This is a genomic window from Porphyrobacter sp. THAI-01a, from assembly GCF_056868655.1.
Genome location: NZ_CP180579.1, coordinates 1229300 through 1242474 on the forward strand (window position 1 = coordinate 1229300; position 13175 = coordinate 1242474).

Below are 13175 nucleotides of genomic sequence, written 5' to 3' on the forward strand. Positions count from 1 at the left end.
AACGCGCTAGAGCGGATCGGGCCTGATCCCGAAGCGTTCGGGATGCTCCTGAGGCCAGCGCCCCTCGGCCTTCAGCGCCGCGGCGCGCTCGGCATAGACGGGGTCCGCGAGGTCGATCCCCAGCAGCGCGAGGCGTTCCTCCCACAGATCGCTGAACCCCCGGAACCAGCGCGCAATCATGCTGTCGATCCGCTTGCGCCGCGCGGCCTCGGCGACCGGATCGCTGTCGAGCCGCGCCTGCTCGGCGGCATAGGCGGCCGCGACCTTCTCGTAGAGCGGGTGGCCCGGCCCCACCTCCTTCTGCTGGTCGTAGCGGTGGGGGAGGCGGGCCTTCAGGAAGAACATCACCAGCGCCTCGTTGTGCCGCCGCTCGACGCCGACGACCTTGCCCGCATGGAGGATCGGCTTCTCCTCCCCCTCGATCGCGCGGGCGAGCGCGCAGTCCTCGAGCCGGCTCACCCCCCGGTCGAGCGCCGCATCCCACGCCGCCCGGAACCCCTCCGCCCCCGGCCTCTGCCGCAGCTTGTAGAGCGCCTCGAGGCTCTTGCCGACATGGCGCGCGGCCTGCTTGACGATGCCCGTCGCAGCGAGCTGCGCGATGAAGGCGCGCTGCACGTCGGGCGTGATCGAGTTCGCCTTGGGCCGCGCATGGGGGACCGGCATGAAGTCGAGCAGCGGATCATCGGGCGCCGGAGGCGCGAGCTCGTAGGCGACGGAGGAGGTCGCCTGCCGCGGGATTTTTCGTTTGTTCCGGACGATGGCGCGCGCGGTGGAGCGGGAGGGGCGGGGGGAGGGGGTGCGCTGCTGGGTCATGGCGCGGGGGGAGATTGCACAAGGCGGGGGAGTAGGAAAATTGTTCGTCACCAACTCCCACCTCGTCATTGCGAGGAGGCCCGGACTTGATCCGGGCCGACGCGGCAATCCATGAACGAAGGGTGCTCGGAGGCGTCGGCAGGCGATGGATTGCTTCGCCTGCGGCTCGCAATGACGAGAGAAGGGGAGGCGCCCGGCCCTCCTTATCGCCTCCCAGGCTTGACCCGGGGTCCCGCTTCCAAAGTCTACACGAAGAGGGCAGCGCCAGAGCAAAAGATGGCGACCTCACGCAGAGAATGCAAAGGAGCCAAACGTCTTTAGCTTGCCTATTCTGCTCGCCCCGCTCTAGATGAAGCATGCTACAGAAAATCACGATCGAAGGGCTACGCGGGTTTGCTATCGCGCGGGATATAGCGCTCGCAATTCCTAATGGCAAACCGGGTAGTGGACTGACCCTGCTTACTGGTCCTAATAATTCAGGAAAGTCCACTATCATCGAAGCGATAAAAATACGTTCATCAGTACATCAGAATCCGAGTTTCCATGTCGGCATGCGCAATGATGAAACCGATTCTGTTTCTATCAAATATCTCATCGATAACAACTTGGATGACGTGGTCTCCCTACGGCGTGGAAGCAGTGAGTCCGTTTCAAATAGAAGCAACGGCCTTGCGCCATATGTCGTGCCCTCGCGGAGGCAATTTTCACCTTATTTCGGAAGATCTCATTCCGCGTCCAGAAATGCCTACGCAACTCACTTCGGTTCGTACCAGGCGGCACGCGAACAAATCCTTTCCGGATTCGAAGGGCGTCTCTTCGAGCTTGAAAAAAATCATGGGGCTTTCGACGCACTCCTTGGAGAGGTCGTACCTGATTTTATGGATTGGTCGATTGATCAAAACGAAACAGGGCAATATTTCATCAAACTGAGATCATCAGCAAAATCGCATTCTCTCAGCGGGAGTGGCGACGGCATCGTTAGCATTTTCGTCATTATCGCGGCTTTATTCGACTCGCAGGCGGATGATTTCATTGCGATAGATGAACCTGAATTGTCACTCCATCCGAGCATTCAGAAGCGGCTGGCTGCGGTCATCAAACGATTCTCTGCGGACCGCCAGATTGTTGTCTCTACCCACTCTCCATACTTTGTTGATCCCGACGCTATCGCTGAGGGAGCAGAGATAGTCAGGACTTGGGATCGAAATGGCGCGATCGAGGTGCATCAGCTTTCAGTGTCAACATCTAAATCATTAGGGCGATTGCTAGCGCCAAACGCCAATAATCCTCACGTATTTGGCCTTGATGCTCGTGAGATATTTTTCGCCGACGATCCCGTGCTCGTTTTCGAAGGACAGGAAGATGTAGTATTTTGGCCAAAGGTGGTGGCGAGTAAGCCGGAACTCGCAAAGTATGCAACGTATGGTTGGGGCGCGGGTGGAGCGGCGAATATGCCAAATGTTGTCGGTGTGTTGAAAGCACTTGGGTTCAAAAAGGTGGCGGGGGTGCTTGACAACAATCGGCCAGCAGATTTGACCAATTTGAAGCGTGCCTTCCCCGAGTATCACTTTATGGAACTTCCGGCGCCCGACATCCGGACAAAACCCCCGGTGGTGGCCCGAGATCAGGTAACGGGCCTTTTGGACGACAAAGGCTACGTTCGTCCAGAAATGGCTACCGAGTTGAGCGACAGGCTTGGCAAACTGGCCGAGTTTTTAGCGGCTTGAGCGATCGAGGGCCTCCGCTGTTTGTACCGCCAGCTCCTATGGCACGGCTTCAAGTTTGCCCGTTGACCGTGCGGGATTATGGTGACTTGGAACTTCGCGCCGCGAACAACACCCACCCTTGACCCCCACCCCAAACCCGCCTAAGGGCGCGCATCCTTTCCGCAGGGTCTCCCTCGGAAGCGAGCTGAACATTGGCGGTGCTTCCCTCTCGCGGGGGCAGCCGGCAAAGTAACCCGGTGGCCGAAGGGCCTGACATGCGGGTGGAGCGTTTCGGCTTGTGTGAGCAGCGATTATGTCCGCAAGTGCGGGCGTTCTTGTTAGCCTAGCCCCGCATCACGTGCGGGGTGACGGGTTTGCACAAGGCCAAGCCAACTCTCCTCCCACATCGTCGGGTACCCGTGCTGCCATCATCGGCTGAGGGCCATGCCTTTCTGCCGTTCGTGCTGAGCTTGCCTGCCCCGGCGCAGGCCGGGGTCGAAGCACCGTTCTTTCCTCTGCTCCCACGGGGAAAAGGAAGTGCGGCCCTTCGACAGGCTCAGGGCGAACGGGGAAGGGAGGGGCGCAAGGCCAGTCACGGTGAAGAGAGAAAGTCTTACATGCCGACGATCAACCAGCTGGTCCGCAAGGGCCGCGTTCCGCAGAAGGCCAAGAGCAAGGTCCCTGCGATGGAGCAGAACCCGCAGAAGCGCGGCGTCTGCACCCGCGTCTACACGACGACCCCGAAGAAGCCGAACTCGGCGCTGCGCAAGGTGGCCAAGGTCCGCCTGACCAACCAGCGCGAGGTCATCTCCTACATTCCCGGCGAAGGGCACAACCTGCAGGAGCACTCGGTGGTGCTGATCCGTGGCGGGCGTGTGCGCGACCTTCCGGGCGTGCGCTACCACGTCCTTCGCGGCGTGCTCGACACGCAGGGCGTGAAGGACCGCAAGCAGTCGCGCTCGAAGTACGGCGCCAAGCGTCCGAAGTAAGGTTTCAACAGCGGCAGGTCCGGCTCCGGACCGCTCGCCCTCCCGAGCATCCTACGGGATAGCATCTGGGTGGTCGGGAGGGGGAGTGGGCCGGAGCCGCAAGGCGAACCGGATGGTTCGCCGCACTCCGAAGGAGTTCAAAGCATGTCACGTCGCCGTCGTCCCGAAAAGCGGGTCATCCTGCCCGATCCCCAGTACGGGGATCAGATCCTGTCGAAGTTCATGAACAACCTCATGCTCGACGGTAAGAAGGCTGTTGCCGAGAAGATCGTCTATGGCGCGCTCGCCACGGTCGAAGCCAAGGCGAAGGCCGATCCCATCCAGCTGTTCCACGATGCGCTGAACAACGTGAAGCCGCAGGTGGAAGTGCGCAGCCGCCGTGTCGGTGGTGCGACCTACCAGGTGCCGGTCGAGGTTCGCCCCGAGCGTGCCCAGGCCCTCGCGATCCGCTGGCTGATCACGGCTGCGCGCGGTCGTCCGGAAACCACGATGGCCGCGCGGCTGTCGGGCGAGCTGCTCGATGCGGCCAACAACCGCGGCAATGCCGTGAAGAAGCGCGAGGACACGCACCGCATGGCGGACGCGAACCGCGCCTTCTCGCACTACCGCTGGTAATCTCGCGGATTGTGGGCAGCCGGGGATGTAGGTCTTCCGGCTGTCACAATTCTCCCTATATGGGGCCCTGACCGCGACCCGGCGGCCCCCTCACGATCAAGGAACCTGATATGGCCCGCGAGTATCCGCTGGAGCGCTATCGCAATATCGGCATCATGGCGCACATCGATGCCGGCAAGACCACCACGACCGAGCGCATTCTCTACTACACCGGCAAGTCCTACAAGATCGGCGAAGTGCACGATGGTGCCGCGACGATGGACTGGATGGAGCAGGAGCAGGAGCGCGGGATCACGATCACCTCGGCCGCGACCACGACCTTCTGGACCGCCGAGGATTCCTCGATGGACCCGATGAGCGACCCCGACGCGCTGCGCGAGGGCCAGCCCAAGCACCGCATCAACATCATCGACACCCCCGGCCACGTCGACTTCACCATCGAAGTCGAACGCTCGCTGCGCGTGCTCGACGGTGCCGTTGCGGTGTTCGACGGCGTGGCCGGCGTGGAACCGCAGTCCGAAACCGTATGGCGCCAGGCAGACAAGTACGGCGTCCCCAGAATGTGCTTCATTAACAAGCTCGACCGCACCGGCGCCGACTTCTACTATTGCGTGCAGTCGATCATCGACCGCCTCGGCGCCAAGCCGCTGGTGCTTTATCTCCCGATCGGGGCCGAGAGCCAGCTGCAGGGCGTGGTCGACCTCGTCAACAACCGCGGCATCGTCTGGAAGGACGAGAGCCTCGGCGCGAAGTACGAGTTCATCGAGATCCCCGCTGACCTCGCCGACAAGGCCGCCGAATACCGCGAGCGCCTTATCGAGCTCGTCGTCGAACAAGACGACGAGATCATGGAAGCCTATCTCGAAGGCAACGAGCCCGATGTCCCGACGATCAAGAAGCTGATCCGTCAGGGCACCATCGCGCGCGCCTTCGTGCCGGTGACCTGCGGCTCGGCGTTCAAGAACAAGGGCGTCCAGCCCCTGCTCGACGCCGTGGTCGACTATATGCCCTCGCCGCTCGACATTCCGCCGATCAAGGGCGTGCTGCCCGACAGCGACCAGGAAGACGAGCGTCCCTCGAGCGACGATGCGCCCTTCGCCGCGCTGGCGTTCAAGATCATGAACGATCCGTTCGTGGGATCGCTGACCTTCACCCGCATCTATTCGGGCAAGCTCACCAAGGGCCAGGTCCTGAACTCGGTGAAGGACAAGAAGGAAAAGATCGGCCGCATGCTGCTGATGCACTCGAACAACCGCGAGGACATCGATGAGGCGTTCGCCGGCGACATCGTGGCGCTGGCCGGCATGAAAGACACGACCACCGGGGACACCCTGTGCGACGCGTCCAAGCCGATCATCCTCGAGCGCATGGAATTCCCCGAGCCCGTGATCGAGCTCTCGGTGGAACCCAAGACCAAGGCCGACCAGGAAAAGATGGGCATCGCCCTCAACCGCCTGGCGCAGGAAGACCCCTCGTTCCGCGTGTCGACCGACCACGAAAGCGGTCAGACGATCATCAAGGGCATGGGCGAACTGCATCTCGACATCATCGTCGACCGCATGCGCCGCGAGTTCAAGGTCGAGGCCAACGTCGGCGCGCCGCAGGTGGCCTACCGCGAATACCTCGCCCGCGAGGTCGAAGTCGATTACACCCACAAGAAGCAGTCGGGCGGCTCGGGCCAGTTCGGCCGCGTGAAGGTCACGGTCACCCCGGGTGAGCGCGGCCAGGGCGTGATCTTCGAGGACCAGATCAAGGGCGGGAACATTCCGCGCGAATACATCCCGGCGATCGAAAAGGGCTTCCGCGAGCAGGCCGAAAGCGGCCACCTCGTGGGCTTCCCGATCATCGACTTCTCGATCAGGCTGACCGATGGTGCCTACCACGACGTCGACTCGAGCGCGATCGCGTTCGAAATCGCCGCCCGCGGTGCCATGCGCGAAGTGGCCCAGAAGGCCGGGATCAAGCTGCTCGAGCCGATCATGAAGGTTGAAGTGGTGACCCCCGATGATTACCTCGGCGATGTCATCGGCGACCTGAACTCGCGGCGCGGCCAGATCCAGGGCACCGACACCCGGGGCAATGCCCAGGCGGTCGAGGCCTTCGTGCCGCTCGCCAACATGTTCGGCTACGTCAACGAGCTGCGTTCGTTCACCCAGGGGCGTGCGCAGTACACCATGCAGTTCTCGCACTATGACGAGGTTCCGGCCAACGTCGCAGCCGAGGTCAAGGAGAAACTTGCCTAAGCTGCTTCGGCAGTCTAGGGGCGGCGCCTGATTCTGCGGGCGCTGCCTTTCTCCCGCGAACACATCATTCTCATCCAAGAAGGTACACCAGAGAAATGGCCAAGGAAAAGTTCCAGCGGAATAAGCCGCACTGCAACATCGGCACCATCGGTCACGTCGACCATGGCAAGACCACGCTGACCGCGGCGATCACCAAGGTGATGGCTGAAACCTACGGCGGCAGCGCCGTGGACTTCGCCAACATCGACAAGGCTCCGGAAGAGCGCGAGCGCGGCATCACCATCTCGACCGCGCACGTCGAGTACGAATCGGCTGCCCGTCACTACGCGCACGTCGACTGCCCGGGTCACGCCGACTACGTGAAGAACATGATCACCGGTGCCGCCCAGATGGACGGCGCGATCCTGGTCGTGAACGCCGCCGACGGCCCGATGCCCCAGACCCGCGAGCACATCCTGCTCGCCCGTCAGGTCGGCGTGCCGGCGCTGGTCGTGTACATGAACAAGGTCGACCAGGTCGACGACGAGGAAATCCTCGAGCTCGTCGAGCTGGAAGTGCGCGAGCTGCTCTCGTCGTACGACTTCGACGGCGACAACATTCCGATCGTCAAGGGTTCGGCTCTGGCCGCTCTCGAAGGCCGTGACGACGAGATCGGCAAGAACTCGGTCATCGCGCTCATCGAAGCCGTCGACCAGTACATCCCGCAGCCCGATCGTCCGATCGACAAGAGCTTCCTCATGCCGATCGAAGACGTGTTCTCGATCTCGGGCCGCGGCACCGTGGTGACCGGCCGTATCGAAACCGGCGTCGTGAACGTGGGTGACGAAGTCGAGATCGTCGGCATCAAGGACACCCGCAAGACCACCGTCACCGGCGTGGAAATGTTCCGCAAGCTGCTTGATCGCGGTGAAGCCGGCGACAACGTCGGTGCCCTGATCCGCGGCGTGGCCCGTGAGGAAGTCGAGCGCGGCCAGGTTCTCGCCAAGCCGGGCACCGTGACCCCGCACACCGAGTTCTCGGCCGAGGTCTACGTGCTGTCGAAGGACGAAGGCGGCCGTCACACGCCGTTCTTCGCCAACTACCGCCCGCAGTTCTACTTCCGCACCACCGACGTGACCGGCGAAGTGATCCTTCCCGAAGGCACCGAAATGGTGATGCCGGGCGACAACGTGACCATCGGCGTCAAGCTGATCGCCCCGATCGCCATGGACGAAGGTCTGCGCTTCGCGATCCGCGAAGGTGGCCGCACCGTGGGTTCGGGCGTCGTCGCCAAGATCACCAAGTAAGGTGCTGCTCCGTTAAGGGGCGAAACTGAACACGAAGAGGCCCGGCGCTCCCATGAGCTGCCGGGCCTTTTTGTGTGAGGGCAGGGCGCCTTCGCGGTCCGGAATTACGGTCGTTTCACGGTCATGTAATTTCCTGTCCGTTGGCCCTTGCCAGAAGGGGGCGCTCCCCGTATAGGCGCGCATCCGCAGACGAGATTCGTCCCGTCTGTCACGAGTTTTGAGGAAGGCCGCCCGCTCACGGGAAACCGGATGCACGCGGGGCGGTCTTTGTTTTTGGGAAATGCCGGGCAACCGGCGGCTCCTTGGCTCTTTCGCATCGGTAGTAGGACATGGAAGCTCAGAATATCCGTATTCGCCTCAAGGCGTTCGACCACCGCGTTCTCGACCAGGCCACTGGCGAGATCGCAGATACGGCCCGCCGCACCGGCGCTCTTATTCGTGGCCCCATTCCGCTGCCAACGCGTATCGAGAAGTTCACCGTGAACCGCGGCCCGCACGTCGACAAGAAGTCGCGCGAGCAGTTCGAGGTGCGCACCTACAAGCGGCTGCTCGACATCGTGCAGCCCAACGCCCAGACGGTCGACGCGCTGATGAAGCTCGATCTGGCTGCCGGCGTGAACGTCGAGATCAAGCTGGCCTGAGGCTAGCCGAAATGCCCCTCGCTCAGGTGAGGGGCCTCTATCGTTGGAGCCCTGATGGCTCCGCCTGACGATAGGGTGGATACCGCCGGAGAACCTCTCCGGGCTGCGTCCCCCGTCTCGCTCCCGAGGCCACCCGGCCAGCAGGAGCACTCAGCCCGGACGGGGCGATGTATCAAAATTCGGGCTGAACGGGGCCGCGATGCCATTCTGGTGTCGCGGTCTCACACGCACCTTGCGGATGGTCTGCAGGGTGCCTCTGTCGAGGAGTGAACTGACGATGCGCACCGGCGTTATCGCAAAGAAAGTCGGGATGACCCGCCTCTTCCAGGAGGACGGCCGGCACGTGCCCGTGACCGTTCTCGCGCTGGAAGACTGCCAGGTGGTCTCGCACCGTACCGCCGACCGCGATGGCTATTTCGCGGTCCAGCTCGGCGCGGGCGAAGCCAAGCACAAGAACGTTGCCAAGCCGCAGCGTGAACAATTCGCCAAGGCCGATGTCGGCCTGAAGAAGCAGGTCGCCGAATTCCGCGTGGACAGCGCCGACGCGCTGGTCCCGGTCGGCGCCACCATCAGTGCCGAGCACTTCATTGCCGGCCAGATGGTCGACATCACCGGCCACACGCAGGGCAAGGGTTTCGCCGGTGCCATGAAGCGTTGGGGCTTCGGCGGTATGCGCGCCACCCACGGTGTCTCGATCTCGCACCGTGCCCACGGTTCGACCGGTAACCGCCAGGATCCGGGCCGCGTGTTCAAGGGCAAGAAGATGGCCGGCCACATGGGCGACCGTCAGCGCACCCAGCAGAACCTCGAAATCGTCCGCACCGATGCCGAGCGCGGCCTTCTCTTCGTCAAGGGCTCGGTGCCGGGTGCGAAGAACGGTTGGCTGCTCGTGCGCGACGCGGTGAAGCTGCCGGCCCCCGAAGGCCTGCCGTTCCCGGGTGCGATCCTCGAGAAGAAGGCCCCCGTGGCTGACGAGACCCCCTCGGTGGTCGAAGTCGCGGCCGAAGAAGCCATCGTGACCGAAGCCGTCGAAACCGACGCGCCGGCCACCGAAGAAAACAAGGAAGGCTGAGCCATGAAGATCAAGGTTCAGAACATCGAGGGCAAGGCCTCGGGCGACATCGAACTGTCGGACGACGTGTTCGGTCTCGAGCCGCGTGCCGACATCCTGCACCGCGTGGTGACCTGGCAGCTCGAGAACCGCCGCGGCACCGCCCGTCCGACGCGCGAGCGTTCGGAGGTGGCCCGCACCGGCAAGAAGTTCGGCCGCCAGAAGGGTGGCGGCACCGCCCGTCACGGCGACCGTGCGGCCCCGATCTTCATCGGCGGCGGCAAGGCTCACGGCGCGCGCAAGCGTGACTTCGAGCAGTCGCTCAACAAGAAGATCCGCGCGCTCGGTCTCAAGATGGCGCTTTCGACCAGGGCCAAGAACGGTCTGGTCGTCGTCGACAGCCTCGAGCTGAAGGACGCCAAGACCAAGGCGCTGAAGGGCCACCTCACCAAGGCCGGCCTGACCGGCAAGGTGCTGGTGATCGACGGCGAGCAGGTCGACGCGGGCTTCAAGAAGGCTGCCGGCAACCTCCCGGGCATCAACGTGCTCCCGGCGATCGGCGCCAATGTCTACGACATCCTCAACCACGACACGCTGGTGCTGACCAAGGCCGCTGTCGAAAAGCTGGAGGCGCGCTTCAATGGCTAAGAAGCAGACCGTGGACGCGCGTCACTACGATGTGATCATCGCGCCGCACATCACCGAGAAGTCGACCCTCGCGTCGGAACAGAACGCCGTGGTCTTCAAGGTCGCCAAGGATGCGACCAAGCCGCAGATCAAGGAAGCGATCGAGGCGATCTACGACAAGAAGGTCGTCGCCGTGAACACCCTTGTCCAGAAGGGCAAGACCAAGCGCTGGAAGGGCAAGGCCTATCAGCGTTCCGACGTGAAGAAGGCCATCGTCACCCTCGCCGAGGGTGAGATGATCGACATCACCAGCGGTATCTGAGGCCAAGGGACAGGACACGAACAATGGCACTCAAGAACTACAAGCCGACCAGTCCCGCCCGCCGCGGCCTGATCCTGGTCGACAAGTCGGGGCTCTACAAGGGCAAGCCCGTCAAGGCGCTGACCGAAGGGAAGCGCAAGACCGGTGGCCGCAACAACAAGGGCCACGTCACCTCGCGCGGGATCGCCGGGGGCCACAAGCAGAAGTACCGCTTCATCGACTTCAAGCGTCGCAAGTGGGACATGCCGGCCACCGTCGAGCGTCTCGAGTACGACCCGAACCGCACCGCCTTCATCGCGCTGGTGAAGTACGAGGACGGCGAGCAGGCCTACATCATCGCGCCGCAGCGTCTCGCTGTCGGTGACCAGGTCGTGGCCGGCGAGAAGACCGACACCAAGCCGGGCAACGCCATGCTGCTGGGCCAGATGCCGGTCGGCACGATCTGCCACAACGTCGAGATGAAGCCGGGCAAGGGCGGCCAGATCGCCCGTTCGGCCGGTACCTATGTGCAGGTCGTCGGCCGTGACCGGGCTTTCGTGATCGTCCGCCTGAACTCGGGCGAGCAGCGTTACCTGCGCGCCGACTGCATGGGCACGGTGGGTGCGGTGTCGAACCCCGACAACGCCAACCAGAACTTTGCCAAGGCCGGCCGCTCGCGCTGGATGGGCAAGCGTCCGCTGACCCGCGGCGTCGCGAAGAACCCGGTCGACCACCCGCACGGCGGTGGTGAAGGCCGCACCTCGGGTGGCCGCCATCCGGTCACTCCGTGGGGCAAGCCGACCAAGGGTGCCCGCACGCGCCACAACAAGCAGACGGACAAGATGATCATCCGTTCGCGTCACGCGAAGAAGAAGAGGTAAGAGACGATGGCACGTTCCGTCTGGAAAGGTCCGTTTGTCGAGCTGAGCCTGCTGAAGAAGGCAGAAACGGCGCAGGAAACCACGAACGCCAAGCCGATCAAGACCTGGTCGCGGCGTTCGACGATCCTGCCCCAGTTCGTCGGGCTCACCTTCAACGTCTACAACGGGCACAAGTTCATTCCCGTTTCGGTTTCGGAAGAAATGGTCGGCCACAAGCTCGGTGAATTTGCGCCCACGCGCACCTTCCCTGGCCACGCTGCCGACAAGAAGGGCAAGCGCTAATGGGCAAGGCAAAGGCACCCCGCCGCGTGGGCGATAACGAGGCGCTGGCCGTCGGCACCACGATCCGTGGTTCGGCGCAGAAGCTCAACCTCGTCGCGGCCCTGATCCGTGGCAAGAAGGCCGAAGAGGCGATGAACATCCTCGCCTTTTCGAAGCGGGCGATGGCGCGCGATGCGAGCAAGGTTCTCGCCTCGGCGATCGCCAACGCTGAAAACAACCACAACCTCGATGTCGACGCGCTGATCGTCGCTGAAGCGAGCGTGGGCAAGTCGGTGACGATGAAGCGCTTCCACACCCGTGGTCGCGGCAAGTCGACCCGGATCCTCAAGCCGTTCTCGCGTCTGCGGATCGTCGTTCGCGAAGCAGAGGAGGCCTGAGATGGGTCAGAAGAGCAATCCGATCGGTCTGCGCCTGCAGATCAACCGCACCTGGGACAGCCGCTGGTACGCCGAAGGGCGTGACTATGCCCAGCTGCTCAAGGAAGACATCGCGATCCGCAAGTACATCATGACGAACCTGCCCCAGGCGGCGGTTTCGAAGGTGGTGATCGAGCGTCCGGCCAAGCTGTGCCGCGTCTCGATCTATGCTGCGCGTCCGGGTGTCATCATCGGCAAGAAGGGCGCCGACATCGAGAAGCTGCGCTCGAAGCTCGCCACCATGACCGCCAGCGACGTGAAGCTGAACATCGTCGAGATCCGCAAGCCGGAAATCGACGCCAAGCTCGTCGCGCAGGGTATCGCCGACCAGCTGGTGCGTCGCGTGGCGTTCCGCCGGGCGATGAAGCGTGCGGTGCAGTCGGCGCTGCGTCTGGGTGCCGAAGGCATCAAGATCGTGTGCGGCGGCCGTCTCGGCGGGGCGGAGATCGCCCGCGTCGAATGGTACCGCGAAGGCCGCGTGCCGCTCCACACGCTGCGCGCCAACATCGATTACGCCGAGACCGAGGCGCTCACCGCCTACGGGATCATCGGGATCAAGGTGTGGATCTTCAAGGGCGAGATCCTCGCCCACGATCCGACCGCGCAGGACCGCCTGATGATGGAAGCACAGACTTCCGGCGTCCGCCCGGCTCGCTGAGGTAAAAGACCATGTTGCAACCGAAAAAGACCAAGTTCCGCAAGGCCTTCAAGGGCCGGATCAAGGGCGACGCCAAGGGTGGCACCACCCTCAACTTCGGCTCCTACGGCCTCAAGGCCCTCGAGCCGGAGCGGGTTACCGCCCGCCAGATCGAAGCGGCGCGTCGTGCCATCACCCGTCACATCAAGCGCCAGGGTCGCCTCTGGATCCGCGTGTTCCCCGATGTGCCCGTGTCGAAGAAGCCTGCCGAAGTCCGTCAGGGTAAGGGCAAGGGTTCGGTCGAATACTGGGCGGCGCGCGTGAAGCCGGGCCGCATCCTGTTCGAACTCGACGGCGTTGCCGGCCCGCTCGCGGCCGAGGCGTTCGAGCGCGCAGCCATGAAGCTGCCGATCAAGACCAAGGTCGTCGCCCGTCTCGGCGACACCAGCCACCTGGGAGGCGAATAATGGCCGATATCGCGGACCTTCGCACCAAGACCGATGATCAGCTGACCGCCGAGCTTACGGAGCTCAAGCGCGAGCAGTACAATCTGCGGTTCCAGGCTGCGACCAACCAGCTCGAGGCCCCGTCGCGCATCCGTCAGGTGCGCCGGACCATCGCGCAGATCAAGACGCTGCAGAGCGAGCGTGCGGCGAAAGCCGCCGCCGCCAAGGCGTAAGGAGAAAG

General features: G+C 63.3%; 16 protein-coding genes. 15 read left to right on the forward strand and 1 reads right to left on the reverse strand.

Annotated features, from left to right (window positions below; translation table 11 throughout):
* Window positions 1-6: 6 nt before the first annotated feature.
* Window positions 7-813 (reverse strand): hypothetical protein, encoded by an 807-nt coding sequence (locus ACMX37_RS05935; protein ID WP_483147958.1) that lies wholly within the window; start codon window positions 811-813, stop codon window positions 7-9.
* Window positions 814-1169: 356 nt separating this feature from the next.
* Here ACMX37_RS05935 and ACMX37_RS05940 point away from each other — a divergent pair, with 356 nt between their 5' ends.
* The 15 genes from ACMX37_RS05940 to rpmC all read left to right on the forward strand — a co-directional run bounded on the left by ACMX37_RS05940 (window position 1170) and on the right by rpmC (window position 13167).
* Window positions 1170-2540, forward strand: coding sequence for an AAA family ATPase (locus ACMX37_RS05940; RefSeq protein WP_483147959.1), 1371 nt, complete (start codon window positions 1170-1172; stop codon window positions 2538-2540).
* Window positions 2541-3136: 596 nt separating this feature from the next.
* Window positions 3137-3508 carry a 30S ribosomal protein S12 gene (gene rpsL, locus ACMX37_RS05945; protein WP_006831873.1) on the forward strand — a complete coding sequence of 124 codons (372 nt, stop codon included), beginning with the start codon at window positions 3137-3139 and terminating at the stop codon, window positions 3506-3508.
* A gap of 144 nt (window positions 3509-3652) precedes the next feature.
* The gene (gene rpsG / locus ACMX37_RS05950; RefSeq protein ID WP_069310558.1) at window positions 3653-4123 is read left to right on the forward strand and encodes a 30S ribosomal protein S7; all 471 of its coding nucleotides are present in this window, start codon (window positions 3653-3655) and stop codon (window positions 4121-4123) included.
* Between the two features lie 110 nt (window positions 4124-4233).
* Window positions 4234-6366 carry an elongation factor G gene (gene fusA, locus ACMX37_RS05955; RefSeq protein WP_483147960.1) on the forward strand — a complete coding sequence of 711 codons (2133 nt, stop codon included), beginning with the start codon at window positions 4234-4236 and terminating at the stop codon, window positions 6364-6366.
* 95 nt (window positions 6367-6461) lie between these two features.
* Complete coding sequence (tuf, locus tag ACMX37_RS05960; protein WP_483147961.1) at window positions 6462-7652, forward strand: elongation factor Tu; 1191 nt, start codon at window positions 6462-6464, stop codon at window positions 7650-7652.
* A gap of 329 nt (window positions 7653-7981) precedes the next feature.
* Window positions 7982-8293, forward strand: coding sequence for a 30S ribosomal protein S10 (rpsJ, locus tag ACMX37_RS05965; RefSeq protein ID WP_017665146.1), 312 nt, complete (start codon window positions 7982-7984; stop codon window positions 8291-8293).
* Between the two features lie 277 nt (window positions 8294-8570).
* The gene (gene rplC / locus ACMX37_RS05970; RefSeq protein ID WP_483147962.1) at window positions 8571-9365 is read left to right on the forward strand and encodes a 50S ribosomal protein L3; all 795 of its coding nucleotides are present in this window, start codon (window positions 8571-8573) and stop codon (window positions 9363-9365) included.
* Between the two features lie 3 nt (window positions 9366-9368).
* A complete protein-coding gene (rplD, locus tag ACMX37_RS05975; protein ID WP_483147963.1) occupies window positions 9369-9992 on the forward strand; it encodes a 50S ribosomal protein L4 in 624 nt (207 codons plus the stop codon).
* A complete protein-coding gene (locus tag ACMX37_RS05980) occupies window positions 9985-10293 on the forward strand; it encodes a 50S ribosomal protein L23 (protein WP_088914649.1) in 309 nt (102 codons plus the stop codon). Before rplD ends, ACMX37_RS05980 begins: the two co-directional genes overlap by 8 nt.
* 23 nt (window positions 10294-10316) lie before the next feature.
* A complete protein-coding gene (gene rplB / locus ACMX37_RS05985) occupies window positions 10317-11153 on the forward strand; it encodes a 50S ribosomal protein L2 (protein ID WP_088914648.1) in 837 nt (278 codons plus the stop codon).
* Between the two features lie 6 nt (window positions 11154-11159).
* Window positions 11160-11435 carry a 30S ribosomal protein S19 gene (gene rpsS, locus ACMX37_RS05990; RefSeq protein WP_088914647.1) on the forward strand — a complete coding sequence of 92 codons (276 nt, stop codon included), beginning with the start codon at window positions 11160-11162 and terminating at the stop codon, window positions 11433-11435.
* Window positions 11435-11812 carry a 50S ribosomal protein L22 gene (rplV, locus tag ACMX37_RS05995; RefSeq protein ID WP_069310550.1) on the forward strand — a complete coding sequence of 126 codons (378 nt, stop codon included), beginning with the start codon at window positions 11435-11437 and terminating at the stop codon, window positions 11810-11812. The genes rpsS and rplV overlap by 1 nt, the downstream gene beginning before the upstream one ends.
* A gap of 1 nt (window position 11813) precedes the next feature.
* Complete coding sequence (rpsC, locus tag ACMX37_RS06000) at window positions 11814-12509, forward strand: 30S ribosomal protein S3 (RefSeq protein ID WP_483147964.1); 696 nt, start codon at window positions 11814-11816, stop codon at window positions 12507-12509.
* Between the two features lie 11 nt (window positions 12510-12520).
* Window positions 12521-12955: a 50S ribosomal protein L16 gene (gene rplP, locus ACMX37_RS06005; protein WP_088914645.1), complete on the forward strand. Its 435-nt coding sequence runs from the start codon at window positions 12521-12523 to the stop codon at window positions 12953-12955.
* Window positions 12955-13167 (forward strand): 50S ribosomal protein L29, encoded by a 213-nt coding sequence (gene rpmC / locus ACMX37_RS06010; protein ID WP_066529807.1) that lies wholly within the window; start codon window positions 12955-12957, stop codon window positions 13165-13167. The genes rplP and rpmC overlap by 1 nt, the downstream gene beginning before the upstream one ends.
* Window positions 13168-13175 lie beyond the last annotated feature (8 nt).

Coding starts and splice junctions, on each gene's coding strand:
- ACMX37_RS05935 (WP_483147958.1), bottom strand. CDS start 813: ATGACCCAGCAGCGCACCCCCTCCCCCCGCCCCTCCCGCTCCACCGCG.
- ACMX37_RS05940 (WP_483147959.1), top strand. CDS start 1,170: ATGCTACAGAAAATCACGATCGAAGGGCTACGCGGGTTTGCTATCGCG.
- rpsL (WP_006831873.1), top strand. CDS start 3,137: ATGCCGACGATCAACCAGCTGGTCCGCAAGGGCCGCGTTCCGCAGAAG.
- rpsG (WP_069310558.1), top strand. CDS start 3,653: ATGTCACGTCGCCGTCGTCCCGAAAAGCGGGTCATCCTGCCCGATCCC.
- fusA (WP_483147960.1), top strand. CDS start 4,234: ATGGCCCGCGAGTATCCGCTGGAGCGCTATCGCAATATCGGCATCATG.
- tuf (WP_483147961.1), top strand. CDS start 6,462: ATGGCCAAGGAAAAGTTCCAGCGGAATAAGCCGCACTGCAACATCGGC.
- rpsJ (WP_017665146.1), top strand. CDS start 7,982: ATGGAAGCTCAGAATATCCGTATTCGCCTCAAGGCGTTCGACCACCGC.
- rplC (WP_483147962.1), top strand. CDS start 8,571: ATGCGCACCGGCGTTATCGCAAAGAAAGTCGGGATGACCCGCCTCTTC.
- rplD (WP_483147963.1), top strand. CDS start 9,369: ATGAAGATCAAGGTTCAGAACATCGAGGGCAAGGCCTCGGGCGACATC.
- ACMX37_RS05980 (WP_088914649.1), top strand. CDS start 9,985: ATGGCTAAGAAGCAGACCGTGGACGCGCGTCACTACGATGTGATCATC.
- rplB (WP_088914648.1), top strand. CDS start 10,317: ATGGCACTCAAGAACTACAAGCCGACCAGTCCCGCCCGCCGCGGCCTG.
- rpsS (WP_088914647.1), top strand. CDS start 11,160: ATGGCACGTTCCGTCTGGAAAGGTCCGTTTGTCGAGCTGAGCCTGCTG.
- rplV (WP_069310550.1), top strand. CDS start 11,435: ATGGGCAAGGCAAAGGCACCCCGCCGCGTGGGCGATAACGAGGCGCTG.
- rpsC (WP_483147964.1), top strand. CDS start 11,814: ATGGGTCAGAAGAGCAATCCGATCGGTCTGCGCCTGCAGATCAACCGC.
- rplP (WP_088914645.1), top strand. CDS start 12,521: ATGTTGCAACCGAAAAAGACCAAGTTCCGCAAGGCCTTCAAGGGCCGG.
- rpmC (WP_066529807.1), top strand. CDS start 12,955: ATGGCCGATATCGCGGACCTTCGCACCAAGACCGATGATCAGCTGACC.